The 24249-nt window shown below is 68.1% G+C and carries 22 protein-coding genes and 2 pseudogenes; 14 read left to right on the top strand and 10 right to left on the bottom strand.

The window, feature by feature from the left end; translation table 11 throughout:
• Window positions 1-352 precede the first annotated feature (352 nt).
• From ACTMO_RS0108955 to ACTMO_RS0108940, 4 genes and pseudogenes are all read right to left on the bottom strand, one after another.
• Complete coding sequence (locus ACTMO_RS0108955; protein WP_026449021.1) at window positions 353-775, bottom strand: MerR family transcriptional regulator; 423 nt, start codon at window positions 773-775, stop codon at window positions 353-355.
• A 188-nt stretch (window positions 776-963) separates the two neighbouring features.
• A complete protein-coding gene (locus tag ACTMO_RS0108950; RefSeq protein WP_019854344.1) occupies window positions 964-1479 on the bottom strand; it encodes a hypothetical protein in 516 nt (171 codons plus the stop codon).
• 257 nt (window positions 1480-1736) lie between these two features.
• Window positions 1737-1989 (bottom strand): annotated as a pseudogene (locus tag ACTMO_RS24080) (methyltransferase domain-containing protein); the annotation flags it as partial.
• Between the two features lie 137 nt (window positions 1990-2126).
• Entirely contained in the window at window positions 2127-3563 is a 1437-nt protein-coding gene (locus ACTMO_RS0108940; RefSeq protein WP_019854342.1) for a sodium/glutamate symporter, read from the bottom strand.
• 337 nt (window positions 3564-3900) lie between these two features.
• On the opposite strand from ACTMO_RS0108940, the gene cmtR reads away from it, so the two are divergent.
• The 3 genes from cmtR to ACTMO_RS0108925 all read left to right on the top strand — a co-directional run bounded on the left by cmtR (window position 3901) and on the right by ACTMO_RS0108925 (window position 6605).
• A complete protein-coding gene (gene cmtR, locus ACTMO_RS0108935) occupies window positions 3901-4260 on the top strand; it encodes a Cd(II)/Pb(II)-sensing metalloregulatory transcriptional regulator CmtR (RefSeq protein WP_019854341.1) in 360 nt (119 codons plus the stop codon).
• On the top strand, window positions 4257-5030 hold the full coding sequence (locus ACTMO_RS20800; protein WP_019854340.1) for a cation efflux transmembrane domain-containing protein: 774 nt from the start codon (window positions 4257-4259) through the stop codon (window positions 5028-5030). The genes cmtR and ACTMO_RS20800 overlap by 4 nt, the downstream gene beginning before the upstream one ends.
• A gap of 315 nt (window positions 5031-5345) precedes the next feature.
• The gene (locus tag ACTMO_RS0108925) at window positions 5346-6605 is read left to right on the top strand and encodes an ROK family transcriptional regulator (RefSeq protein ID WP_019854339.1); all 1260 of its coding nucleotides are present in this window, start codon (window positions 5346-5348) and stop codon (window positions 6603-6605) included.
• 23 nt (window positions 6606-6628) lie between these two features.
• Here ACTMO_RS0108925 and ACTMO_RS0108920 read toward each other — a convergent pair whose 3' ends face one another.
• A complete protein-coding gene (locus tag ACTMO_RS0108920) occupies window positions 6629-7372 on the bottom strand; it encodes a TetR family transcriptional regulator (protein WP_019854338.1) in 744 nt (247 codons plus the stop codon).
• Between the two features lie 148 nt (window positions 7373-7520).
• Between ACTMO_RS0108920 and ACTMO_RS0108915 the strand changes: the two genes are divergently transcribed.
• Window positions 7521-8675, top strand: coding sequence for an acyl-CoA dehydrogenase (locus ACTMO_RS0108915; protein ID WP_019854337.1), 1155 nt, complete (start codon window positions 7521-7523; stop codon window positions 8673-8675).
• A gap of 90 nt (window positions 8676-8765) precedes the next feature.
• Here ACTMO_RS0108915 and ACTMO_RS0108910 read toward each other — a convergent pair whose 3' ends face one another.
• Window positions 8766-9146, bottom strand: a complete 381-nt coding sequence (locus tag ACTMO_RS0108910; RefSeq protein WP_019854336.1) for a hypothetical protein — start codon at window positions 9144-9146, stop codon at window positions 8766-8768.
• Between the two features lie 174 nt (window positions 9147-9320).
• Here ACTMO_RS0108910 and murJ point away from each other — a divergent pair, with 174 nt between their 5' ends.
• Window positions 9321-10964: a murein biosynthesis integral membrane protein MurJ gene (gene murJ, locus ACTMO_RS0108905; RefSeq protein ID WP_019854335.1), complete on the top strand. Its 1644-nt coding sequence runs from the start codon at window positions 9321-9323 to the stop codon at window positions 10962-10964.
• 3 nt (window positions 10965-10967) lie between these two features.
• Here the strand turns inward: murJ and ACTMO_RS0108900 are convergent, their stop codons facing one another.
• Both ACTMO_RS0108900 and ACTMO_RS0108895 read right to left on the bottom strand, forming a co-directional pair.
• Window positions 10968-11681, bottom strand: coding sequence for a type 1 glutamine amidotransferase (locus ACTMO_RS0108900; RefSeq protein ID WP_026449020.1), 714 nt, complete (start codon window positions 11679-11681; stop codon window positions 10968-10970).
• A complete protein-coding gene (locus ACTMO_RS0108895) occupies window positions 11678-13048 on the bottom strand; it encodes a MurT ligase domain-containing protein (protein WP_019854333.1) in 1371 nt (456 codons plus the stop codon). Before ACTMO_RS0108895 ends, ACTMO_RS0108900 begins: the two co-directional genes overlap by 4 nt.
• A gap of 722 nt (window positions 13049-13770) precedes the next feature.
• Between ACTMO_RS0108895 and ACTMO_RS0108885 the strand changes: the two genes are divergently transcribed.
• The gene (locus tag ACTMO_RS0108885) at window positions 13771-14520 is read left to right on the top strand and encodes a hypothetical protein (RefSeq protein ID WP_019854331.1); all 750 of its coding nucleotides are present in this window, start codon (window positions 13771-13773) and stop codon (window positions 14518-14520) included.
• Between the two features lie 30 nt (window positions 14521-14550).
• Here the strand turns inward: ACTMO_RS0108885 and ACTMO_RS0108880 are convergent, their stop codons facing one another.
• On the bottom strand, window positions 14551-15543 hold the full coding sequence (locus ACTMO_RS0108880; RefSeq protein WP_019854330.1) for a ring-cleaving dioxygenase: 993 nt from the start codon (window positions 15541-15543) through the stop codon (window positions 14551-14553).
• A gap of 234 nt (window positions 15544-15777) precedes the next feature.
• On the opposite strand from ACTMO_RS0108880, the gene ACTMO_RS0108875 reads away from it, so the two are divergent.
• The 7 genes from ACTMO_RS0108875 to ACTMO_RS0108845 all read left to right on the top strand — a co-directional run bounded on the left by ACTMO_RS0108875 (window position 15778) and on the right by ACTMO_RS0108845 (window position 21379).
• Window positions 15778-16242, top strand: coding sequence for a transcriptional regulator (locus ACTMO_RS0108875; protein WP_019854329.1), 465 nt, complete (start codon window positions 15778-15780; stop codon window positions 16240-16242).
• 94 nt (window positions 16243-16336) lie between these two features.
• Window positions 16337-16870: an ImmA/IrrE family metallo-endopeptidase gene (locus ACTMO_RS0108870; RefSeq protein ID WP_019854328.1), complete on the top strand. Its 534-nt coding sequence runs from the start codon at window positions 16337-16339 to the stop codon at window positions 16868-16870.
• 14 nt (window positions 16871-16884) lie between these two features.
• Window positions 16885-18045: an MAB_1171c family putative transporter gene (locus tag ACTMO_RS0108865; protein WP_019854327.1), complete on the top strand. Its 1161-nt coding sequence runs from the start codon at window positions 16885-16887 to the stop codon at window positions 18043-18045.
• A complete protein-coding gene (locus ACTMO_RS20795) occupies window positions 18032-18673 on the top strand; it encodes a phosphatase PAP2 family protein (protein WP_169509057.1) in 642 nt (213 codons plus the stop codon). Before ACTMO_RS0108865 ends, ACTMO_RS20795 begins: the two co-directional genes overlap by 14 nt.
• Window positions 18674-18897: 224 nt before the next feature.
• Window positions 18898-19179 (top strand): Tn3 family transposase, encoded by a 282-nt coding sequence (locus ACTMO_RS23895; protein ID WP_033401516.1) that lies wholly within the window; start codon window positions 18898-18900, stop codon window positions 19177-19179.
• Between the two features lie 284 nt (window positions 19180-19463).
• Window positions 19464-20399 carry an alpha/beta hydrolase gene (locus ACTMO_RS0108850; RefSeq protein WP_019854324.1) on the top strand — a complete coding sequence of 312 codons (936 nt, stop codon included), beginning with the start codon at window positions 19464-19466 and terminating at the stop codon, window positions 20397-20399.
• Between the two features lie 80 nt (window positions 20400-20479).
• The gene (locus ACTMO_RS0108845; RefSeq protein ID WP_019854323.1) at window positions 20480-21379 is read left to right on the top strand and encodes a helix-turn-helix domain-containing protein; all 900 of its coding nucleotides are present in this window, start codon (window positions 20480-20482) and stop codon (window positions 21377-21379) included.
• A 33-nt stretch (window positions 21380-21412) separates the two neighbouring features.
• On the opposite strand, the gene ACTMO_RS23890 is transcribed toward ACTMO_RS0108845, so the two are convergent.
• Window positions 21413-21535 carry a hypothetical protein gene (locus ACTMO_RS23890; protein WP_281167491.1) on the bottom strand — a complete coding sequence of 41 codons (123 nt, stop codon included), beginning with the start codon at window positions 21533-21535 and terminating at the stop codon, window positions 21413-21415.
• 260 nt (window positions 21536-21795) lie between these two features.
• Between ACTMO_RS23890 and ACTMO_RS24175 the strand changes: the two are divergent.
• Window positions 21796-24221, top strand: a pseudogene (locus ACTMO_RS24175) (Tn3 family transposase).
• Window positions 24222-24249 lie beyond the last annotated feature (28 nt).

Below are 24249 nucleotides of genomic sequence, written 5' to 3'. Positions count from 1 at the left end.
AAGGGCGGAATGCCGGAGCTGGTACAGGGTGAACGGCCTGCCCGGCAGCCCGGTGGTGGCCTGCTCGAAGCGCTCGGCGTCCCGCCCGGGCCGAGGACTTCGTCGGCGCGAGCGGCGGTTTCATACAGCATCCGCCACAACGTCCGTTCCCGGAGCGGCAGATGCGGACGTGCCAGCTAGCCGCCCTTATCCGCGCCCCCTACCCACACGAAGCGATCACCGAAGAAGATCAACCCAGCGACCAGCGCCGCGACGGCTTAGCGCCGGTTTCCGTTCCGATGTTCCTCACCCCCTGAGGCGGAGTCCGGCCGGATCCACCCGCGGCCGCCGGGACGTTCGGCGACGGAATCGATCATGGGTCCCGTTCCTCGGTGACCTCGGCGAACGGCAGCGGGCAACTCGGGCTGGTGCCACATGCGAGAAGATCGTCACAGCCGGCCTCGACCGCCTCGGACAGCGCGCACCGCAGGGTGTTCAGGTCCGCTATCCGGGCCTCGACCTCGGCCAGTTTGTCCTGCGCGTGCCGACGCAGTCCCACTCCGAAACGGCCGCCACGGTGCGGTCGACCGGCCGCGAGCAACTCGGCGACCTCGGTGAGACTGAACCCCAGCCGTTGGGCTGCTTTGATCGCTCGCAGTGTGGTGACCGCCTGCGGTGGGTAGAGCCGGTGTCCACCCAGGCTGCGTTCGGGTTCGGCCAGCAACCCGCGCCGCTCGTAGTAGCGCAGTGTCTGGGGGTTCACCCCGGCGGCCTCGGCGAGTTGGCCGCTTCGCAGGAAACCCCTGGGTTCGGAACCCTCCTCCGCTCGACGATCTCGCCCGGCACCCCGGCAGACAGCGCTCGTCCCCCGCTCGTCCGTGTCGGCGGGCCATCCCGTGGGGACCGCGCACGACTCCGACCGTCCGACCGGGATGGTGCCGAGGACCGATCCGCAGCAGGAGCATCCGTTCGTCCCCTCGGTCGTCATCGCTGTCCCCTTCCGGTTGTGGTGCCCGCCCGGACCGGGCGGTGTCCTCGGTCGAGTCCCAACCCCACCGTGGTGCCGTAGACCAGGTGCGGTACCAGCGTCGCCACGGCGACACGCGGGCTCACGGCGATCCCGAACAACCCCCATCCCAGGTAGGGCAGCCACACCAGCCCCATCAGCGCCCACAGCAGCACGCCGTAGCCGAGCCCGGCCCACACCGACACCCGGCGGACCGACCCGGCCAGCACCGCCGCTGCCACGGCTCCGTAGCCCAGGTGGGCAAACCCGGCCATCAGCAGTAACACCGGCTGCGACGGCACCCCCACGGTCTGACTCGTCAGAGCCACCGGAACGGGCTTCGGCACAGGTGCCGCGCCGACAGCGGTGCCGAGGAGCATCACCGCGCTCATGAGCACCGTCGCGACCGTGCCCCAGCCGAGCCCGGCCACCAACCGGTGCGCGGTGGGCTCGCTCTTCGTGTCGCGGCTCGCCCGGTTCGTCGTCACCTGCACCCCATGCTCCCTTCCTCGCGGTCCTGTGTCCTGCCACGTCGACGGTAGGCCCGTAGTGGGCTACAGGATGCAACCGCGATCCGGGCGGGTTACGTACCACGAACGGGGCAGCTATCGTGGCTCGTCACGCTCCGCCGTCACGGGGCGGTTTCCGGGCGAGCAGGAACCCCTGTGGTGTTTCCTCGGGAAAGTCCCCTCCTCGTCGGCTCACGCAGCAGCCGGGCCCGTACGGACAGTCCGGCCCGCTCCAGCGGCTCGGCGACCATCTCGGGTGAGAGGTCCATCCCGAACACCGACAGCCCGAGGGCGCCCAGGTGGGCGGTCACCCGGCCGGGACCGCAGCCGACGTCGGCCACGGGGCTCTCGGCGTCGCGCGAGTTCGGCGAAGCCGCCGAGCACGGCACGGTCCAGTGGTTTGGCCGCCAGCTCGTCCCGGATCCACTCGGCGTGGTCGTGGGCCGTGGCGTCGTGGGAGCACCGGGTTCGGCGGAGGAAGTCGAACTCGGTCACGGGCGACCATCATAGTCCGGCGAGACCCCGGGAAAGACCTGTTCGACCAGCCGTCCGGGTCTTGTTGTTCGCGTTCGGAGATGTTGCCGGTGTCGGTCCCGCCGAGTGTGAGCGGCGGGACCGACACCGGAGCCGAATCACCGCGAGGCCTCGGCCTCCGTGTCGGCGGGGGCGCCGCGACGTCCGAAGTACAGCATCCCGGACAACAGGGCGAGGAGGAAGACCACGGCCATGACCACCAGCAGCGGCACGGGTCCGAACTGGACGATCAGGGGGATGGCAGCGGCCGTGACGAGACCTCCCCCGAAGAACGGTTCCAACACCAGTTGCTTGTAGCCGAAGGCCGGGTAGGCGGGGGTGCGCAGTTCCGGGTCGGCGATGCGCATGAGGATCAGGCCGGTGGCGGTGACACCCATGGACTGGCCGAAGTCACCTATTCCGCGTTCGAACCAGTAGTCCGGAAGCATCCGTGGGGCCAGCAGCAGGAAGGCTCCCAGCGACCAGGCGATGCCGACGGTGGCCAGCAGCAGGAACGGCACGATGTTGTGGGCGATCACGTCCAGCGACAGCGTCCCCATGGCGGCGATGATCAGCATGTCCAGCGCGAATCCCTGGATACGTTCGATCATGAGTCTGTCGATGATCTGGGTCCGGTCGAAGCGGTTGATCACCACCTGCAGCAGGATGCCCCCGAGCATCGCCAGCGGGAACAGGGGCACGTAGCCGAAGATCTCGATGGTGTCCACCCACAGCGCGTTCTCCAGGAGTTGCAACCCCCACAGCAGCAGTTGGCCGATGATGATCGCCAGCGCCAGCACGCCGAAGTGCAGGGTCAACGGCTCGATGGACGAGGGGTGCACCGTCAGTGTGGCCGCGGAACGCCGGTTCTCCCGCTCGACCAGTCCCATGCGTTCGGCCACCGACGGGGCGGCGTCCGCGCGCAGTTCGGTGGCGTGCCCCCGACGCACTCCCCAGTTGATCAGCACGATGCCCAGCACGATACCCATGAGCAGGCCGATGGTGGCCATGCCGAGCGCCAGGTCCTGTCCTTCGGCGAAACCGAACTCGGCGAAGGTCTCCCCCAGGCCTCCGGCGGTTCCGTGGCCCCCTTCGAAACCGATCTCGATGAGAGCTCCCGTCAGCGGGGGAAGCCCGAACACGGGAGTCAGCACCGCCAGGGCCAGCAGCAGCCCGAACACGTACTGGCCACTGCTGAGGGTCAGTCCGAAGGCGATCTGGGGCCCGGCCATCCGTCCCGCCTCGCGCGCCTTCGGCATCCGTCTTCCGAGGAACAGTCCGGCGAACACCACCGAGATGAGCAGCCCCGGCAGGGTCGACCAGACCTGTTGGATCTCGGTTCCGAACAGTCCTCCCTCGGTGAACCGGTCGGTACCGAACGCCGCGGCGATCCTGCCGAACACGTCGGGACCGAGCAGCAACGCGATCCCCCCACCGATGATCGATCCGGGAAGGAAGAGTCTCTGCGCCAGTCGCCATTTCACCCGGACGAGCTTGGCCACGAGCAACAGCACTCCCAGCAACAGGAGCGCGAAACCGATCGTTTCGGAGGACATGATCACCTTTCGGTAACCGATGGTTGAACGACGTCACCACGGAGGTTCTCCGGGGTGTCCTGACAAGAGCCGAGCTGTGTTCATCGGCGGCGCAATCCTATTTCCCGGGACGTCCGCCCCCGTACAGCGCTGGGACGTTCCCGAAAGGACACGTGTTGCCCAGCAATAACGGTGATCCCCTCACTTCCGCCCAGGGCGGAAGGCACGGCTTCCGGGGGCGTTCGAGTCCCTCATTCCGGCAGGGGCGTCGAGAGTCCGTGGGGACCGGGTCACGCTCTCGTGCTTCTCTCCGGGAAAAGCATGAATTCAGTTCACTGTATGGTGTATTGTTTTGTGTATGCTGACGAGTGAGACGCGGGAGGCGGTGCTGGCCCGACTGGGCCGGGCCCTGGCCGACCCGACACGCTGCCGGATCCTGGTGCGCCTGCTGGACGGGGAACACTATCCGGGACAGCTGGCCGAGCAGTTGGGGTTGTCCCGCTCGAACGTGTCCAACCACCTGTCGTGTCTGCGGGGCTGCGGGTTGGTGGTGGCCACCTACCAGGGACGTCAGGTGCGCTACGCACTGGCCGACGCGCACCTGGCCCGGGCTCTGCGGGAACTGGTGCGGGTGGTACTGGCCGTGGAACCGGGCGAGTTCTGCTCCGAGGAGGACACGACCACGGTGCCCGCCGAGGGCGGGGTGGTGCGGCCATGAGCGAGTCCGGCACGCACAGCGCACCGACCCGGGCCACCGGCGCGGGATGTTCGGACGGATGCTGCGCCCCCTCCCCGTCGTCGCGCGGCCTCCCGGACGCCGCGCGACGGGCTATCCTGTCGCGTCGGATCCGACTGCTGGTGGCGGCCACGATCAGCTACAACGTGATCGAGGCCGTGGTGGCGGTCACCGCCGGCGTGCTGGCCTCCTCGACGGCACTGATCGGCTTCGGCCTGGACTCGATGGTCGAGGTGGCCTCGGCGGCCGCGGTGGCCTGGCAGTTCTCGGCCCGCCAGGCGGCTCTCCGTCAGGCGCGGGAACGCAGGGCACTGCGGATCATCGCCGTGTCGTTCTTCGTGCTCGCCGGTTATGTCGCCGTGGAGGCCGTGCGCTCCCTGACGGGCGGGGTCGGGGCGGAGTCCTCGCCGGTGGGAATCGTGCTCGCCGCCCTGTCACTGGTGATCATGCCCGGTCTGTCGTTGGCCCAACGCTTCGCCGGTCGTCAGCTCGGATCGGCCAGCGCGGTGGCCGACTCCAAGCAGACCCTGCTGTGCACCTATCTGTCCGGGGTGCTGCTGGTCGGGCTGCTGCTCAACGCCGCCTTCGGCTGGAGCTGGGCCGATCCGGTGGTGGCACTGGTCATCGCCGCGGTCGCGGTCCGGGAAGGTCGCGAGGCCTGGCGCGGAGAGGGATGCTGCGCTCCGACGCTCACACCGGAGGGCACCGACCGGACCGACGACTGCCGCGAGGGCGGTATCACGCAGTCGTGACCCTCCACCGGAAGTATCGACGATCCCGGATTCGAGGGGCGTTGTCCCCGACATCGGCGCTGACACGCCGCGCCGTGCGGGGAAGCGTGCTCCGCGTGCTGACGCGCTGGTGACACACTGCTGACCCGGTGGAGAGTCGGTGACCACCGACGCTCCGCGAAACTCCTGGAGTGCGCGGATGGCCGGGACACCGCCGCGAGACGGGACCGAGTCGTGCCCCTCGGGATCCCGAGGGCAGCAACGAGAGGTTCGATGGTGACAGTCCGGTGTGTTCCGCGTTAGTTTGTTCGCCCCACTGAACGACGGGAGAGCTGCGTGCACAGCGGAGACGGGCCCGGCACGGGAACCGACGACGGGCGCCTGGACCAGCACACGGTACGTCGGAACAACCTCGTCCGCGTGCTGGAGGAGGTCCGCGCTTCCCGAGCCCGCTCCCGGAGTGAGCTGGCAACACGTACCGGGCTGAGCAAGGCCACGGTGTCCGGTCTCGTCACCGAGCTGATCGAGCGGAGACTGCTCAGGGAAAGCGGCCGGCACCACGCGGGCGGGGTGGGCCGTCCGGGCCGACTGCTGGAACTGGACGGCAGCACGGTGGCGGCCCTGGGAGTGGAAGTCAACGCCCACTGTCTGGCCGTGCGAGGTGTCGACCTCGCCGGTCGCGTGCTCTCCGAGCGCCGGATGGGCTGCGACACGCCCCGGGCCGGTGCCGAACAGGCCGTGGGTGAACTGGCGCGGCTGGCCGGCAAGGTCCTCGGCGAGGTGGAACGCTCCGGTGCGCGGTTGGCCGGGATCGGTGTGGCGGTGCCGGGAATCGTGGATGTTCCGAACGGAATCGTGCGCCACGCCCCGAACCTACTCTGGCGGGACGTGCCGATCGCCTCGTGGCTGCGCCGGTGGCTGGCCCTGGACGAACGGCACACGGTCGTCGTCGACAACGAGGCCAACCTGGCCGCACTGGCCGAGTTCAACCAGCCGGACAACACGGCGGACGATCTGGTGTCGCTGACCGGCGAGGTCGGTGTCGGCGCGGGAGTGGTCACCGGACGACGGCTGTTACGCGGCTCGGCCGGTTCCACCGGGGAGATCGGCCACGTCCCGGTCGTCGCCGACGGGCGGGCCTGCGGGTGCGGCCAGCACGGCTGCCTGGAAACCCGGATCGGCCTGGAGGCGGCGGTGCGGGCCGCCGCGCCGGACCTGATCGGAACCGCACGGGATCCCGCCCGGCAGGCGCGGATTCTGCTGCGACGTGCCGAGGAGGGCGACCCACGGGCTCTGTCCGGTCTCGACGAGGTCGGACACTGGCTCGGCGTCGGCATCTCGATCGTGGTCAACCTGTTCAATCCGAGCCTCGTGGTACTGGGCGGCTACTTCGCCGCGGTCGCTGCCCATGTGCTCCCGCGGGCCACCCGGGAGTTACGGGCACGGGTCGTGGCGGGGCAGGCGGCGGCGTGCCCCGTCACCGCCTCGGCGTTCGGATTCACCGCCGCCGTGCGGGGCGGGGCGAACATCATCGTCGAGGAGGTGCTGGACGATCCCTGCCGCTGCCCTCCCACCGGGCCGCGCGGAAAGGGCTGAACCACCATCCGGAGCGGGAGGACTCACTCCCGTCCGGGAAGGTCGCCGAGGGCCCGTTCGATCCGGTCCCGCACCGTCTCGGCCGAGGCACGGGTGCGCAGCACCCCGACCACCACCTGCTCGGATTCCCCGTCGGACCCGAGCTGATGGCTTTCCCCACCCATCCCCACCTCGGTGAGTGCCCGGCGCAGCGCCTCGTGCGCGTCGAAGGCGCCCCCGCTCTTCAGCCAGCGCCGCAGTACGTGGTTGTGGGTGGCCACGACACTGGCGGCCTCCACGGCCGCCCGTAAGTCCGCCTCGGGCGTTCCCGCGTAGCGCTGCCTCAGGTAGCGGGCGAACACGCGCTGGTAGCGGTCGATGCTGACGATCTCGCGGTCGCGCAGCGAGGGGACCTGTCTGGTCAGTTCGAAACGTTTGAGCGAGATCTCCGGTTCGGCCAGATACATCTCCAACACCCGTTCCGCCGTGCGGCGCACGGCCCGCATCGGCGGTTCCTCCGTTCCCGAGCGTTCCAGGTCGTTGACGACCTCGGTGAGACGCTCGTCGTGGTCGGGAAACACCACCTCCTCCTTGGAACGGAAGTAGCGGAAGAAGGTGCGTCGTCCGACGCCCACGGCCTCGACGATGTCCTCCACCGTGGTGGCGTCGTACCCCTTGGTGGCGAACAGGTCCAGCGCCGCCACCGCCAGGGCGCTGCGGAGGCGACGTCGCTGTCCGGCCGTGCGGGCGGCGCGGGGTTTCCGGCCGGTGGAGCTCCCCTCGGGCATGGCCCGCAATGTAGCAGGCCACGATTGCCGGTGGCACGCAGTGCCGCTACGATACGACTCGTATCCGCTTTTTTGGCACTGGATGCCAGTAGTTTGTTCGAGTACCGCTCGGAAGAACCGAGCCGCTCCGCTGCGCAGGAGGAACCGCGTGGATTCGAGTTTCGACACCTACCAGCTCTCCGACGAGCACGAAGCCCTCCGGGAGGCGGTACGGGCACTGGCCGAGAAGGAGATCTCCCCCTACGCCGCCGAGTGCGACGAGCAGGAACGCTACCCCCGGGAAGCTTTCGAGGCCCTGGCGAAATCCGGCTTCGCCGGAGTGCACGTGCCGGAGGCCTACGGCGGCCAGGGGGCGGACTCGGTGGCCACCTGCATCGTCATCGAGGAAGTGGCCCGGGTGTGCGCCTCCTCCTCGCTGATTCCGGCGGTGAACAAGCTCGGCACGATGCCCATCCTGCTGTCGGCCTCCGAGGAACTGAAGCACCAGGTGCTGCCCTCGGTGGCCGCCGGAGAGTGCACCGCCTCCTACGCCCTCTCGGAACGCGAGGCCGGTTCGGACGCCGCCTCGATGAAGACCCGGGCCCACCGGGACGGCGACACCTGGGTGCTCAACGGCACCAAGTGCTGGATCACCAACGGCGGTGAGTCCAGCTGGTACACGGTCATGGCCGTCACCGACCCCGACAAGGGACCCAACGGGATCAGCGCGTTCGTGGTGCACGCCGACGACCCCGGATTCGAGGTCGGTGGCAAGGAGAAGAAACTCGGCATCAAGGGATCCCCCACCGCGGAGATCCACTTCAACGACTGCACCATCCCCGCCGACCGGATCATCGGGGAACCGGGAACCGGCTTCAAGACCGCGCTGCGCACCCTGGACCACACCCGTCCCACCATCGGCGCCCAGGCCCTCGGCATCGCCCAGGGAGCCCTCGACGCGGCCGTGGACTACGTCAAGGAACGCAAACAGTTCGGTCGGGCCATCGCCGACTTCCAGGGTGTCCAGTTCATGCTCGCCGACATGGCGATGAAGATCGAGGCGGCCCGACACATGATCTACGTCTCCGCCGCGCGGGCCGAACGTGAGGAAGGCAACCTGGGATTCATCTCCGCCGCCGCCAAGTGCTACGCCTCCGACGTGGCCATGGAGGTCACCACCAACGCGGTACAGTTGTTCGGCGGCGCGGGCTACACCCGCGACTTCCCCGTGGAACGCATGATGCGCGACGCGAAGATCACCCAGATCTACGAGGGCACCAACCAGATCCAGCGCATGGTCATGGCCCGCTCGCTGCTCAAGTGAGACCGGACGGACCGGTGTTCGATGGTCGGGGCACGTGTGTCGGGACACCCGCCACGTGCCCCGAGCGCGTGCGGCGAACGCGCTCCGAACTCATCCCTCCCACCGGTACTGAGCGTCGACGAAGGCGTTGACCTCCTCGTATCCGTGACGCACCGCCCACGCCCAACCCCACTGTTCCCACCCGCTCAACTCCCCCGCCGGGGCGGTGAACCGCGCCCGCACCTCCTGGGACCAGAACAGCCCCACCGCCCCGAACTCGAGCACGACCCAGCCCCCCAGCCTCTCCGGGGCCAGCGCCTCCCGCCCACCAACCGGTGACCGGCTCCACCCGCTGTGCACCCCGGGCAGGAACGCGAAACCGTACAACCGACCGCGCAGCTCGCCCACGGCGCAGTCCACTCCCGCGCGCCACCAGCGCTCCAGCACCGCCACCTCGGGCGGAATTCTCGCTCCACCTCCGGAACCCTCCATCCCGACCCCCTCGTGCGCTGCGCAGAACGCCCGAAACCGAGTATGCGTCCCCGTCGGGGTCGCCGCAGCGCGTCCCCCCGGAAACGGGTGAATTCTTTTCGACGCCGCGTTCGGGCCGGTGGTTGGTTACCGTCGAATCACTCGGCATCCACCACGAACCGCACGGGGAGCTCCGTGGTCGAGCAGCAGAACCCACCGCGTGAACGGACCTCCTCGCTGGGCAGGGCCAGCGGGGCCATGGCCGTGGCCACACTGGCGAGCAGAGTGAGCGGCCTGTTCGCCAAACTGCTGCTGGTGTGGGTGCTCGGGCTGGGGGTGGTCAACGACTCCTACACCGTGGCCAACACCCTGCCGACGGTGGTCAACGAGCTCCTGCTGGGCGGTGTGCTCACCAGCGTGGCCGTCCCCCTGCTGGTGAGCGCCCGCCAGAGGGGCGAGTCCGAAGGCGAGTCCTACGCCCAGTGGATGATCACCATGGGGCTGGTGCTGCTGGTCACGGCCACCGTGCTGGCCGTGGCCTCGGCTCCCCTGCTGACCGAGCTGTATCTGGGCCCCCACACCCGCGCCAACAGTGCCCTGACCACGGCACTGGCCTACCTGCTGCTTCCCGGCATCGTCTTCTACGGGCTCTCGGCACTGTTGATGGCGATCCTCAACGTCCGTCAGGTGTTCGGCCCTCCGGCCTGGGCCCCGGTGCTGAACAACGTGGTGATCACCGCCACGGTGCTGCTGTACACGGCCATGCCCGGAACCGTCTCGCTCGACCCGGTGCGCATGGGAGAGCCCAAACTGCTGGTGCTCGGGCTCGGCACCATGTCCGGCATCGCCGCCCAGAGCCTGGTGATGGCGTTGTCCCTGCGCCGCACCGGTTTCCGCTTCCGCTGGAACTGGGGATGGGACCACAGGCTGTCGGAGTTCGGAGCGCTGGCCGGATGGGTGCTCGTCTACACCCTGATCAGCCAGGTCGGGATGATCGTGACCATCCGGGTCGCCGGTCAGGGCACCGCCGGCAGCGTGGCCACCTTCCACTACGCCTGGCTGCTGTCCCAGGTGCCCTACGGAGTGCTCGGGGTCTCCCTGCTGCAGGCGCTCATGCCCAGAATCAGCAGATCCGCCGACCGGGGGGACACCGGTTCCTTCGTCGACGACCTCGGTCTGGGCGAACGACTCAGTGCCCTGCTGCTGACGCCGGTGAGTGCGCTCATGCTCATCGGCGGCCCCGTCATCGGCGTGGCCTTCTTCTCACTGGGCCAGGGCAGCACGGCCGCCGCCGACCGTCTGGGGGTGACCCTCGGGGTGGCGGCGGCCGGCATCGTGCCCTTCGCGATCACCATGTTGCAGCTGCGGGCGTTCTACGCGATGAAGGACGCTAGGACACCGGCGGTGATCAACGCGGTCATGGTCACCTTCCGCGCCCTGCTCTGCTACGGAATGCTGGTGACGCTGGATCCGCGGCACCTGGTGATCGGGGTGACCCTGGCCATGTCCCTGAGCTTTTTGCTCGGTGCCGTGGTGGGGCAACTGTGGCTGCACCTGCGTCTGGGCCCGGTCCAGACCCGACGCACTGCCGGCGGCATCGGGTGGGCCCTGCTGAGTTCGACCGCCGGATGTGTGCTCGCGGTGCTCGTGCTGCACCCGCTCTCCCCCGGCCTGGACGCTCTCGGCGAGGTCCCCGGAGCCTGGGTCGACCTGGTGATCCGCACCGTGATCACCCTGGGAGTGGGCTTCGGTTCCATGCTGCTGCTGCCCGTGCCCGAGACGGTGATCGCGCGGCAGCGGCTCCGGCGGATGTGGCACCGCCTGCGCCACGGCTGTTGAGGATCAGCTCCTCACCCGGAGGCGCCGCTCGCGCAGCTCGGTGAGTTCCGGAAACTCCGGCAACGGACTCAACCGCTCACCCACCGCCCAGGACAGCAGAACATCGGCCAGTTCGGGGTTCCGCGCCAGGGCGGGACCGTGCAGATAGGTGCACACCACCCGCCCACTGACGGCGCCCTCGGTGCCGTCGGGGCCGTTGCCGGTGCCGTGCAGCACCGTCCCCAGCGGTCGGGTATGCTCGCCCAACCTGCTTCGTCCCAGATGGTTCTCGAAACCGGTCAGCGTTCCCACCCCGGCGAGTTCGCCGCGCGTGGACAGCTCCCCGATCGCCCTGCGCCCGCCCGGCTCGGTCGTGATGTCGACCAGCCCCAGGCCCGCCCGTGTTCTGCCGTCACCGGTGGTGAACGCGGTTCCCAGCACCTGCAGACCCCCGCAGACCCCCAGCACCACCGCTCCGGAGGCCACGGCCCGGTGCAGCCCGTCCCCTCGGGACAGGAAGTCCACGGCGGCCTGTTGGGCGACGTCCTCACCCCCGCCCAGCAGGTAGATCTCACAGGTCTCGGGAAGGGTCGCCTCCGAGGACAGCACGGTCACGATCTCAGCGGCGTAGCCGCGCCAACGCAGCCGCTGGGCGAGCACCAGCGCGTTTCCCCGGTCCCCGTAGGTGCCGAGCAGGTCGGGAACCACGAGTGCGATGCGGACGGTGGATTCTGTCACGGTCTTTGCCTCTTGGAGAACAGATCGCGGAACGCGGTGTAGTTGGCGATGACCTCGACCGGCTCGTCGTTCCTCCCGTGGGAGGCGGCCCACCGCAACGCCTGGGACACCCCGGTGGAGGCGACCTCGCACGGGACTTCGGCGTAGCGCAGCCGGACGGCGAGGTCCAGCGCCCGTTCCCCCGCCACCACCACGGTGCGCCCGGCCAGTCGTTCGAAGTCGATGTCCCACAGCCAGGAGACGTCGTAGCCGTCGGCCTCTCTGCTGTTGACCACGAGCACCAGCGGACGCTCGTTCTCGGCGACCAGGTCGAGCATCTCCAGCCAGCTCGCCGGGTTCTTGGCCAACAGCAGCCGCACGCTGTGCCCGGCCAGCAGAACCCGCTCGTAGCGCCCGTGGGCCTGCCGCAGCGCGCGGACACGGTCCACCGCCTGCCGGACGGGGGTACCCAGCGCCGAGGCCGCGGCCACCGCGAAGGCCGCGTTGACCCTGTTGACCTGCCCGGGCAGCGGCAGGGAGAGCTGTTCACGCAGCCCGTCCGGACCGATCAGCTCGGTGGTGGCGACCGTCCAGTCCGGGTGGGGACGGCGCAGGCCGCAGGCGCAGTGCCAGTCGGTGTCCTCGCGGTGCAGGAAAGCCCCGCACCGGGGGCAGTTGAGGGCGTCGTGCTTCCACCGGCACCCTCCGGACACCCAGGTCACCTCCGGATGGTCGGCGGCGGCCGAGACGATGTTGGGGTCGTCGGCGTTGGCGACCACCCTGGTTCGCGGGACCCGGGAGAGTGCCGCGCGCAGGCTGGCCTCGACGGTGCGGATCTCGCCCACCCGGTCCAGTTGGTCGCGGCTGAGGTTCAGCAGCAGGATCGCCGTGGGAGCGAACCGTTCGGTCACCTGGGCCAGATGCAGCTCGTCGACCTCCAGCGCGGCGCGGTCCGCACCGAGATCGCCCATCAGGGCGGCGACGTGGCCGTCGAGCATGTTGGCTCCGGTCGCGTTGCTGACCGACCGTCCCCCGGCGCGGAGCGCCTCGGCCACCATGTGGGTGGTGGTGGTCTTGCCGTTGGTGCCGGTGACCACGACCACGTGTTTGCCCGCCACGAGTTCGTCCAACAGGTCCGGTTGCAGCGCCAGGGCGACTCGTCCGCCGATGATGCCGCCGCTGCCGAGACGCAGCCTCCTGGAGGCACCCGTGGCGAGTCGGCCCGCCGCCACCGCCAGGGCGGTACGCACCCGACGCAGGGGGGAGGCGTGCTCGGTGGGGGGGCCGCCCGGCGGAACGAGCCGCCAGCGTGGCGGCCGGGCGGGCGAACACGACTCGTCCCGCCGGTGCTGTCCGGCTCGCGTGTCCTGGCGGGTCGTGTTCGTCATCGCCGGGTCCTTTCCGTACGGCAACGAGCGTGGTCGGGATCCCCACAACGGGGCGCGGGGCGATGTTCCACGGCCTCCTCCCTCCCCTGGTTCCGGCGCCGGTTCGCCGTCGGTCGGTCCTTCGCCCGAGCGGGATGCCCGGATCGCCGTGGGCGGAACCGTTCGGCTCGTCTCGGTGGCGAAAAACCGATCGTGCGGGGGAACGGTTTTTCCGTATCGGCACGAAACAGTGTACGGGGCGCGATCCTTTCGCGCTGTCCCGAATAAATCGGCAAAGATTTCACATTGGCTCGTTCGAGCTGCCTCTCCCGACGAGAACCACCTCACTCGAAGAGGTGAAAACAGGGGATCGTCTTTCGACATCATCGCGAATAGTGGCCCTCACCAGGGAGGATGATCTCCTCTAATTCGACGGGAACGGTGTCAACACACGATCGAGCAAAATGATTGTCACTGCGGGTGAGAACGATCATCGGGGTGGCGAAAACGGAAGTGAACCAGCCTCGCCAGGCCCACTTGACTTCCGCACACACGTGCAACACGCTGACATTCCGGTACGGACACGAAAAACGCGCGGGACGGAAGGCACCCGCCCGAGATCCTCTCCGGGGAGGGGAACACATGGAAGGTGTCGTACTGACCCTGTTGTCCAGCCTCGTGATCCTCGGTCTGCTGTGGACCGTGTGGGATCTCCGTATCGACCGCAGGAAACGCCGCAGACAGTGACGGCTCCGTGCGACAGTTTCCCGGAGGGCACACCGGAGGTGCGGGCCCACCGGTTCCGAACGAGATCGGCCGGCATCCTCGCCCTGCTCGGTACCGTTCTGACGATCCTCAGCCAGTTTCTCCAGCAGCGGGCGGGGCTTCCCCGCGGCGACCCGCTCGGAGCTTTCGAGCACATCAGCGGCAGGCCCTGGTTCACCGCCGCGTTCCTGGGCATCCTCGGGATGCTCTGTTGGCTCGTGGCCTTTACGGCGGCCGGACGTGCGCTGCGGGATCCGGTGAGTGGCTCGGTTGCGCGAATGGCCGAACCCCTGTTGACGGTCGCGGTCGTGCTGTTCACGGTCAACTACGCGCACGACGGTTTCAGCGGGGGGACACTCGCACGGCAGTGGAGCACGGGGAACATCGAGACGGGAACGGCCACAAACGACTTCCGCGTCGTGGAAGTGCTCGTCGGTGGTTCCTCCGTAGCGTCCCAAGCCCTCGTGGGGCTGGCGCTGGCGGTGTACGCCCTGGCGATGCTGCGAAGCGGACAGTACTCACGCGTGTTGTCCTGGACGGGGCTGGTCAGTACCGTCGGATGGTTTCTCGTCGGTTCGGCTCTGTTCCTGCGCCTTCCCGGAGTCTCGTTCGAGCTGCTGTTGCCTTTCGCGGGGCTGGCCACGGTGTGGGTGCTGGGTGTGGGGATCACCCTCGTGCGTCGGGGTTTCTCGGACACCTCGCCCGGTCCCTCCGAGCCCCGGCCCTGAACTCGGTCCTCTCCGGAGACCGGTCCCCGGTCACGGGGTCTCCTCCGCCGGTGGTGGGGTGAAGGTGATCTCCTCGTCCGGGCCGGGCACACGGAGAGCGGGCAGCGACCGCTCGATCTCGGCGCGGGAGGACTCCAGCCAGGGAGGCAGTTTCAGGGCCGTGCCCAGCTCCGGGAGTGGTTCGTCGACGGTGAGACCGGGAGGGTCGGTGGCGATCTCGAACAGCACCCCTCCCGGCTCACGGAAGTAGATCGAGCGGAAGTAGTGGCGGTCCAGCACGGGAGTGACGTCCACCCCGCTGTCGAGCAGCACCTCGCGCCACTGACGCTGTTCGGTGTCGTCGGCGCTGCGCCAGGCTATGTGGTGCACCGTGCCCGCCGCGACCACACCCAGCGGGGCTTCCGGGCTGCACCGCACGTCCACCATCGCCCCGGAGGCTTCTCCGGCCGCGGCGAAACGGAACCTGGATCCGTCCTCCTCGACGAGCCGGAAACCGAGCGTTCCGGTCAACAGCTCCGCGGTGTGCTCATGACCGATTTCTGTCACGGTGACAGAGTGCAGCCCGCGGATGGCGTACTCGGGAGGGATGGTGCCGTTCTCCCACGGGCCACGCGAGTCCGCCCACGGATGCCCCACCAGCTCGATCAACAGCCCGTCGGGGTCGGTCACCCACAGTGCCTCCTCCTCGGAGCGGGCGGACGGAGGACCGGTCTCCACGTCGAGCCCGTCCAGGTGGCGCTGCCACCACCCCAACGAGTGCTGGGGAACCGAGAAAGCCACCGAGGTGGTCTGCCCGGCGCCCCGCCGTCCACGCGGCGCGTTCGGCCAGGAGAAGAACGTGATCAACGTTCCCGGCTGTCCTGATTCGTTTCCGAAGTACAGATGGTAGGTGTCGGGAGCGTCGAAGTTGACGGTTCGCTTCACCAGACGCAGCCCCAGCGCCGTACGGTAGAAATCCACGTTGCGCTGCGGATCGGTGGCGATCGCGGTCACGTGGTGCAGACCGGTGGGCGTGCTCGGCATGGCTGCTGCCTCCCTCGTCGGAGCCCGCCGTGAACAGCGCCGCCCGGCGGGACCACTGCTGCCCGCCCACCATCGTCGGACATCCCCGTCGCCCCCGCAGCGCCGAGAGTCGGAGGACACCGGGGCAGCGCTCGGTCCCGCATCCCCGCACCCTGAGGCCTGTCAATACGCATATGCGCGTGGTATGTGTGGAGGAAGACTGTTGACGCTCCGCGTGAGGGCCAGGAGGCTGCCATGACCGACTCCGAGCGGCACAAACAAACGTTTGCCGCCAAACTGGCCCATCTGATCGAAACGGTACACCCACCCGACCGGGGGAGATACTCGTACCGGGAGATCGCAGCCGGGATCAAAGAGCATCGGGGTGCGATGACGGCGGCCTACATCCAGCAGCTGGCTGCGGGCAAGCAGTCGAATCCCCGTATGCACTACGTCGAGGCCCTGGCGTCCTTCTTCGGCGTCCCACCAGCGTACTTCTTCGACGACGAGGTGACTCGGCAGGTCGATGCCGAGATCAGTGACGTGATCCAGTGGCGCGACACCGAAGCACGGGAAATCGTCCAGCGCATCAACACGCTGAGCCCGGAACACCGCAACGCGGTCTCCGAGATGGTGAACCATCTCGCCAACCACGAACGGAAGGACCGTGCCCGCAGAGGCCGACGCAAGCGGGTCACCGATGACAGGGAAGACGGGTGAGACGATGCCCTCCGAAAACACCTGTTCGGAGGCTGTTCCCCGGTGTTTACGGCTGAGGTCCCTCACCGGGGCTGAGGAAGCACGAGAGGAAAGCGTGACTGCCGAGACCGATCCGCGCTCCACTGTTGCCTCCCGCGTCGAACCCCTGCTGGGAATGATTCCGCATCCGTGGGACATCGACGACTTTCTCGACAGGCTGGAAGAGCACCGCGACCGCGAGATCGACCTGGTGGCCGTGCCCTGGACCCTCGGTGACAGCACCGGAGCCTGGCAGCGCCGTGAGAACTACGACGTCATCGGCTATGCCGAGAACACCACCGCCGTACACCAGGACCACATCATCCTGCACGAGATCGGCCACGTGATCTCGAACCACCGTGGCCGCTGTGTGCTGTCCGCTCAGGAGGCCCAACAACGTGCACCGAGTCTGGCGCCGGCCGCCTTCGCGCATCTCCTTGACCGCGTCAGCGCCGCCGCCGAGGAACACGAGGCCGAAACCATCGCCACGATGATCCTGGCTCGGGTCTCACGTCAGCCACGCCGCCGTCATCGACGGACCACTCAGCGACTGGATGCTTCGACCGCCGCCACTCTGACCAGGTTGACCTCGGCATTCGACCAACCCTGACCCCCGAAACCGTGATGGCCAGTCTACTGATGTGGAGCACCGGGCTCCTCGCGCTGATCGCGGCAGGTGTCCGCTACCACCGTGCCACCCACCGCACCCCCGGGGTTATCCATCTCTCCGGGGCCATCGCCAGTGTGGGGCTTTCCGCCCTCCTCTCGTCCCCCCACACACTGATGCTCACGGCACCGGTCGAACCGTTCCCCAACGCCACCCGCCTGCTGGCCAACGCCTTCGGGATGGTGGGCGCGTGGTGCGTGTACGGGTTGCTGGTCCACCTGGTCACCGACCCCCCACGTGCGCAGACGGCCGTTCGTCGTCAAGCCGCCGTGCTCGGCCTCAGCCTTGTGGTCATGAGCCTCCTCCTGATACGGGCTCCCATCCCTTTCGATCCCGATTTCGTCGCTCGTTTCGCCGACGAACCCACGGTGCTGGGTTACATTCTGATCTTCTGCGGCTACGTCGCTTGGATCCTGCTCGCCTTCGTGCGGCTCGTCCATCGCTACATTCGCCTCAGCGACCGTCCCTGGCTGCGACGTGGTCTGCGAATCACCCAGCTCGGTGCCGTCTTCGGCCTCGCCTGGGCAGCGGGCAAAACAACGGTGGCCACCGCGGTCTTTTTCCGGGCGGGGCGAACACTGGGCTTCGAGTCCACGGTGTCCACCGTCACCGCCGCCCCGTGTGCGGCCCTGGTCGCCATCGGAGCCACCATGCCCTCCTGGGGACCCGCACTGACGGCATCGGTGCGGCGCGTACGGCACTACCACGCCTACCGTGTGCTGACCCCGATGTGGGAGACGCTGTCCCCCGTACTCGCCGGCCACACGCACCTGCCCAGCGCTGCCTCCCAGCGACCACATCCTCTCGACTGGCGCTTGACACGCCGGATCGTGGATCTCCACGACGCGCTGTTGCTGCTCGCTCCCTACCGCCCCAGCACGCCTCGTAGTCGAGAGAGCATCCCCCCGGCCACTCGTCGTGCGGATCCCGAGGCCGCGCACGAGGCAGCCGCGATCCTCGAGGCGGTACGCGCCTGGCACTCCGGCGCGTCTCCCAGAACGAACGTTCCCGACCCCCCAAACACGCACCCGGACGACCTCGCCTGGTTAACACGTGTGTCCCGTGCCCTACGCCACGCCAGCCCTCTAGCCGGAGACCAGAATCATGAACGCCTCTGACCTCAACGCGGTCACCTCCTCGACGAGCACGTCCCCCAAAAACTCCCGTCCTCTCGCTCGGGTGCTCACCGAAGTGTTCGCCCCATGGGTGATCGTGCTCATGCTGCCCCTGGCCGTGGCCTGGCGGGCCACGCACGCGCCCATACCTACCGTCCTCTGGGGACTTCTCGTCGCACTGACAAGCAGCATCATTCCGATGGGCGTCATCGTCTGGGGAGCTCGCACCAAACGGTGGGAGGGCCACCACGTCCGCAACCGCGAAGGACGTCTGATCCCCTTCCTCACGCTGATCGTGTCCAGCCTCGGCGGAGTGGCCGCCCTGATCATCGCAAGCGCTCCCTGGCCACTGATCGCACTGGACATCAGCATGCTCGTGACACTGGTGGTTGGCGGACTCATCACGATCTTCTGGAAGATCTCCATGCACACGGCCGTCGCCGGCGGCACCGTGATCATCCTCGCCGCGACATACTCTCCCGCGCTCTGGGTGACGGCGGTGGTGGTCGCCGCAGTCGGGTGGTCTCGGGTCGTCCTCAATGACCATACATCGGCCCAGGTCACAGCGGGGGCGGTCATAGGGGCCGCCGTGGGTGGCGGCTTGTACGCCGTCCTGGTCACCCAGACGTAGGTGACTGCCCCGCCAACCTTCCGGCCTGGAACCCGAGGTGCCAACACCTCTATCCATGTAGTACCGTTTGAATACGGTTGTTGACAGAATCCGGGATGGCTGTTTCCATCGCCCCCGTGCTGCCGAGGTACGCGGACGTAGCAGTACGACCCGGGACTCCGTCACGGTGATGCCACGATGGCCGCTGCCGCCGAAGGGGTCGCTGCGAAGTAGCCGGGCAGCACGTGGCCATCCTTCGTGCCCGAGCAGGAGCGAGATCTCTCACTGGGGGTAGGGATCTCGCTCGTGCTCGGGGAGGAACCGGACACGCCCGAAAGGCGCCACGGCGAGGTATCGATGCTGACCGGCACGATCCGAACTTCGACCGCCCCGACGCGGCCACCCGGTATCAGCACATCGACGTGCTGTTCGACGAGCACACCATCGACTGGGACCTCGTCGAGCGGCACTGGAGTGATCTGCTGCGCAGTGCGATCTCCATCCGCGAAGGACGCGTGTCCTCCTGAAGCTGTCCTGAGGGGCGGAGTAGAGCGGTCCCTTGGCCTGTGAGTCGATAGCGTGCGCGTGTGCGGCGCGAGTGACAGTCAATGGGGGTGTCGGTAAGGACTGTGTCATCGGGTGCGGTCGAGGTGTGTCATTCGTCGACGATCAGCGGCAAGCCGCTTCCTGGGAAGGAACTGTCCCTGCCGCACGGGTCCATGCCGCCCTACATTTGGGGTGTACGGACTCGAAGCCGCTGGTCAACGGCCCTTCCGCCGGACCGATGCGGCACACATGAGGAGTGAGGCCCATGCCTTCCGACAACGTCGAGCGCGTGAACATCACGGCCCTGGCCTGGGACATCGCGGCGGACATTTACTTCCCGCCGGGTTTTGACCGCAACCGGACCTACCCCGTGGTGATCAGCGCCCATCCCACCGGCAGCTGCAAGGAGCAGACCTCCGGCAACGTCTACGCCACCGCGTTGGCCCAGCAGGGTTTCGTCGCGATCGCCTTCGACGCGAGCTTCCAGGGCGAGAGCGGCGGCCAGCCGCGGCTCACCGAGGACCCGGCCTTTCGGGTGCAGGACTTCAGCTACGTGATCGACTACCTGGTCACCCAGCCCTACGTCGACGAGAACCGGATCGGCGTGCTGGGCATCTGCGGTAGTGGCGGTTATGCGATCAACGCGGCGATGACCGAGCGGCGGATCAAGGCACTCGGCACGGTGACCGCGGCCAACGTCGGCCGGATGATGCGCGAGGGCTTCGTGAACTACGACCCACTGGGTGCGCTGGAGACCATCGCCGCCCAGCGCACCGCCGAGGCACGCGGACAGGATGCGGTGGTCAACGACCTGCTGCCACCCTCACCCCAGGCTGCCGAGGAGGCGGGAGTCACGGACATCGACGTGCGCGAGGCCACCGACTACTACAAGACCGATCGCGGCCGCGCGGAAAACGGTGCGACCAGCTTCCGGTTCTCCCGGCAGGCGGCGCTGGTCGGGTGGGACGCCTTCGACCGGGCCGAGGTACTGCTCACCCAGCCGATGTGCGTCGTGGTCGGTGACCGGCCGGGCAGCTTCGGCGCCTACCGCGCCGGTTTCGAGATCTACGGGCGCGCGGCCTCCAAGGACAAGGAGCTCGTGGTCGTCGACGGCGCATCGCACTACGACCTCTACGACCAACCCGAGGCCACGAGCAAGGCGCTGGAACACCTGATCCCGTTCTACCGCAAGCACCTCTGAAACCGATCCACCGCGCCCCGCCCGGCCGGTTGCGGTGGGGCGGGGCGCGGCACCGACCGCACGAGACGAGGATGGGCGTCATGAGCAGCAGCAGAGCTCACCGCGCTGAACTGGGGGAATTCCTCAAGGCGCGACGTGCCGAGCTGAAACCGCACCAACTGGGACTGCCCCACACCGGCAGCCAACGGCGCGTGCCAGGGCTGCGTCGGGAGGAGGTCGCCCAGCTGGCGGCGATCAGCACCGACTACTACACGCGCCTGGAGCAGGGCCGCATCGCCGCATCCGCACCGGTGCTCGATGCGCTGGCCCGGGTGCTGCACCTCGACGACGCCCAGCGCGAGTACCTCTCCGAACTCGCCGGCAAGGACGCCACGCGGCCGCGCCGACGCGCGCGCCAAGCAGTGCGACCCTCCCTGCGGCGCGTGCTCGACGACCTGCGATTCACCCCCGCGTTCGTGCTGGGCCGCCGCATGGACGTGCTGGCCTGGAACCCCCTGGCGGCAGCCCTGGTCACCGACTTCGCTCAGCTTCCGCCCAAGCACCGCAACTACGTGCGGCTGCTGTTCACCGAGCCGCACATGCGCACCCTCTACGCTGCCTGGGAATCCGTCGCCCACACCAGCGTGGCCCTGCTGCGCCGCGAAGCGGCCCACTACCCCGACGACCAAGCTCTGACCGAGCTCGTCGGCGAACTGTCGATGCGCGACACGGACTTCCGCCGGTGGTGGGCCGAGCACCACGTCGCCAACCAGCGCATCGGCACCAAAACCCTGAACCACCCCGTCGTCGGCGATCTCACCCTCGACTGGGACACCCTGACCTGCACCAGCGATCCCGACCAGCACCTCGTCACCTGGACCGCCGAACCCGGCACCCCCACCTACGACCGACTGCGCATCCTCGCCTCCTGGGCCGCCCGGTACCAGGACGAACCCACCGACAGCGGGCCAGCGGCTACGGCAGCTCCAGATGAAACGTGAACGAGATCAACACCCTCACCGCTCAGCGGAGCATCACGGACCGCTGCTACGCAGACCCCTGGGCTCGTCGGTGGGGCACAGGCTGATGTCGCGGGAGCGCGGGGCTAGGTTGCGGTCGGCGTGCAGCGTGGCGCGGAGTTGGGGCTTGAGGAACATTCGTTCCGGATCGTGCGGCAGAGCGCTTGAGCGTCGGTAGCTATCGCGGATAAACAGGGCGAAGCCGCATCAGTCGTCGTACGACGCTTGCCAGCATGAACACCGCTTGGCGCACGATCCTGGGCAGATGTTCCCCAGGCCCCGAGTTGGTCTCGGTTAGGTTGCCAGTCGAGAGGCCTCTAGGCCCAGTTCTCCGGTCGTTACGCCGGGCCGCAAGGTAGTGATCGTTCGATCGTGGTGTGTGTCGCTAATGTCCGCGTATGCGGCAAGAGTGGACGTCGGACGAGCTGGTCGACCTGTGGACGCTGGTCGGGGATGACTGGCGGTGGGTGAGAAACAAGACCGGTGTGACCCGGCTGGGGTTCGCGGTGTTGTTGAAGTTCTTCGAGGTCGAGGCGCGGTTTCCGGCGTATCCGGAGGAAGTGCCGTCGGTGGCGGTAGAGTATGTCGCCTCGCAGGTGCGGGTGGAGGCTACCGAGTTCGCCAAGTATGCGCTGTCGGGGCGCACGGCGGAGTATCACCGTGGTCAGATTCGTCGTGTGTGGGGGTTTCGCTCGGCCACTGAGGACGATGAGCGGCGGTGGCCGACTGGCTGGCTGCGGAGTTGGTCGGGGTGGAGTTGGATCGCGGCCGGTTGGCTGCGACGGTGTTGACGCGATGTCGGCAGGAGAAGGTCGAGCCGCCCAGTTCCGGCCAGGCCGATCGGGTGGTGGCCAGCGCGCTGCGGCAGTTCGAAGCGGACTTTTGCCAGCGTACGATGTCCCGGATCGGTCCGGCGGCGCAGCGGCTGGAAGATCTGGTAGCCGTGGTCGACGGCGCCCGTGGTGGGTTGCTGAGCGAGTTGAAGGCCGATCCGGGACAGGCCAGTTTGGATACGCTGCTGGCCGAGGTTGACAAGTTGACCGCGGTGCGGGAGCTGGGGCTACCGGCGGATGTGTTCGCCGACGCCTCGGAGAAGCTTCTCGTCGCGTGGCGGGCGCGGGCGGCGCGATCGTGGCCGTCGGATTTGCGGGATGCCCCGCTCAACGTGCGGCTGACGCTTCTGGCGGCGTTGTGCTGGACGCGGCAGACGGAAATCACCGATGCGCTGGTGGATCTGTTGATCAGCCTGGTACACAAGGTCAACACCCGTGCCGAGCGGCGTGTGGAGCGCGAGTTCACCGAGGATCTGCGCCGGGTGCGTGGCAAGGAAGGCATCTTGTTCCGCATGGCCGAGGCGGCGGTGGAGCACCCGGACGATTCGGTGCGCACCGCGCTGTATCCGGTGGTCGGGGAGAAGACCCTGCGCGAGCTCGTCAAAGAGGCCAAGGCCAACCAGCACGCGTTTCAGGCCAGGGTGCGTACCGTGCTGCGCAGCTCGTATTCGAACCATTACCGGCGGATGCTGCCCGCGTTGTTGGCCGCGTTGGAGTTGCTGGGCCGGTACCGCGAGGTCGCTGGCAAGATCCGGTTCTACGACGCTGGCGAGACGGTCCCCGTCGAGGGGGTGGTTCCCAAGGCGTGGCGCGAGGCGGTGGTCGACGGCCTCGACGAGAAGGGCCGTATCGAGCGCATCCCGTATGAGTTGTGTGTGCTAGTGGCGCTGCGGGACGCGCTGCGTCGCCGTGAGGTGTATGTGGCCGGGTCCGAGCGGTGGCGCAACCCCGAGAACGATTTGCCACCCGACTTCGAGGCCAGTCGGGACGTGCACTACGCCGAACTGCGCCAACCGTTGGATCCCAGCGAGTTCATCGCCGACCTCAAGCAGCGCATGAGCGCGGCGTTGGACCGGTTCGATACAGCCCTGACCGAGGGAACGGCGGGTGGGGTGCGCATCATCCGGCGCCGCGGCGAGCCGTTTATCACCGTGCCCAAGCTGGGGCCCCTTGAAACCCCGCAGATGCTGGGCGCGCTCAAGGAGGAGATCGCCCGCCGGTAGGGTACGCTGGATCTGCTGAATGTGCTCAAAGAGGCCGATTTCCTCACCGAGTTCACCGGCGAGTTCACCTCGGTGGCCTCCCGCGAGATCATCGACCGGGACACGCTGCGGCGTCGGCTGCTGCTGTGCCTGTTCGCGCTGGGCACCAACATCGGCATCCGCCATCTCGTGGCCACCGGCGAGCACGGCGAGACCGAGGCCGCGCTGCGGTATGTACGGCGGCACTTCATCACCCGCGACAACTTGTGTGCGGGGCTGGGTAAGCTGGTCAAGTACGCCACCGCGCTGCGGCTGGGCACCGCCGAGTCGGAGTCGATCCTGCGACGGTTTTCCCGCGGTGGACCGAAACACCCCACTTACCAAGCCCTGGAAGAACTCGGCCGGGCGGTGCGCACGATCTTCGCCTGCGACTACCTCGCCGACCCGTCCCTGCGCCGCGAGATCCACGGCGGGCTGCAAGTGGTGGAGAATTGGAACTCCGGCAACGGGGTCATCTTCTACGGCAAAAACAGCGAACTCACCGGCCCTGACCGCGAGTCCGCCGAAGTCTCCATGCTCGCGCTGCACCTGCTGCAATCGGCGCTGGTACACGTCAACACGCTGCTGCTGCAACAGGTGCTGGCCGAGGATTCCTGGGGTCAATCCCTCAACGACGCCGATTGTCGCGCTTTGAGTCCGCTGTTCTGGTCCAACATCAATCCCTACGGACGGTTCCGGCTGGACATGGAGCGGCAGCTGGACCTGGTGCCGGTATCCGATCGGAACTGAGCGGCAGAACGATGCCCTCGTGTTACGA

It is taken from the genome of Actinopolyspora mortivallis DSM 44261 (assembly GCF_000384035.1).
Taxonomy (GTDB): Bacteria; Actinomycetota; Actinomycetes; order Mycobacteriales; family Pseudonocardiaceae; genus Actinopolyspora; species Actinopolyspora mortivallis.
This window is presented reverse-complemented; position numbering and strand designations above follow the sequence as displayed.

Coding starts and splice junctions, on each gene's coding strand:
- ACTMO_RS0108940 (WP_019854342.1), bottom strand. CDS start 3,563: ATGTCCTCCGAAACGATCGGTTTCGCGCTCCTGTTGCTGGGAGTGCTG.
- cmtR (WP_019854341.1), top strand. CDS start 3,901: ATGCTGACGAGTGAGACGCGGGAGGCGGTGCTGGCCCGACTGGGCCGG.
- ACTMO_RS20800 (WP_019854340.1), top strand. CDS start 4,257: ATGAGCGAGTCCGGCACGCACAGCGCACCGACCCGGGCCACCGGCGCG.
- ACTMO_RS0108920 (WP_019854338.1), bottom strand. CDS start 7,372: ATGCCCGAGGGGAGCTCCACCGGCCGGAAACCCCGCGCCGCCCGCACG.
- ACTMO_RS0108910 (WP_019854336.1), bottom strand. CDS start 9,146: ATGGAGGGTTCCGGAGGTGGAGCGAGAATTCCGCCCGAGGTGGCGGTG.
- ACTMO_RS0108895 (WP_019854333.1), bottom strand. CDS start 13,048: ATGACGAACACGACCCGCCAGGACACGCGAGCCGGACAGCACCGGCGG.
- ACTMO_RS0108880 (WP_019854330.1), bottom strand. CDS start 15,543: ATGCCGAGCACGCCCACCGGTCTGCACCACGTGACCGCGATCGCCACC.
- ACTMO_RS0108875 (WP_019854329.1), top strand. CDS start 15,778: ATGACCGACTCCGAGCGGCACAAACAAACGTTTGCCGCCAAACTGGCC.
- ACTMO_RS0108865 (WP_019854327.1), top strand. CDS start 16,885: ATGGCCAGTCTACTGATGTGGAGCACCGGGCTCCTCGCGCTGATCGCG.
- ACTMO_RS20795 (WP_169509057.1), top strand. CDS start 18,032: ATGAACGCCTCTGACCTCAACGCGGTCACCTCCTCGACGAGCACGTCC.
- ACTMO_RS0108850 (WP_019854324.1), top strand. CDS start 19,464: ATGCCTTCCGACAACGTCGAGCGCGTGAACATCACGGCCCTGGCCTGG.
- ACTMO_RS0108845 (WP_019854323.1), top strand. CDS start 20,480: ATGAGCAGCAGCAGAGCTCACCGCGCTGAACTGGGGGAATTCCTCAAG.
- ACTMO_RS23890 (WP_281167491.1), bottom strand. CDS start 21,535: ATGTTCCTCAAGCCCCAACTCCGCGCCACGCTGCACGCCGACCGCAAC.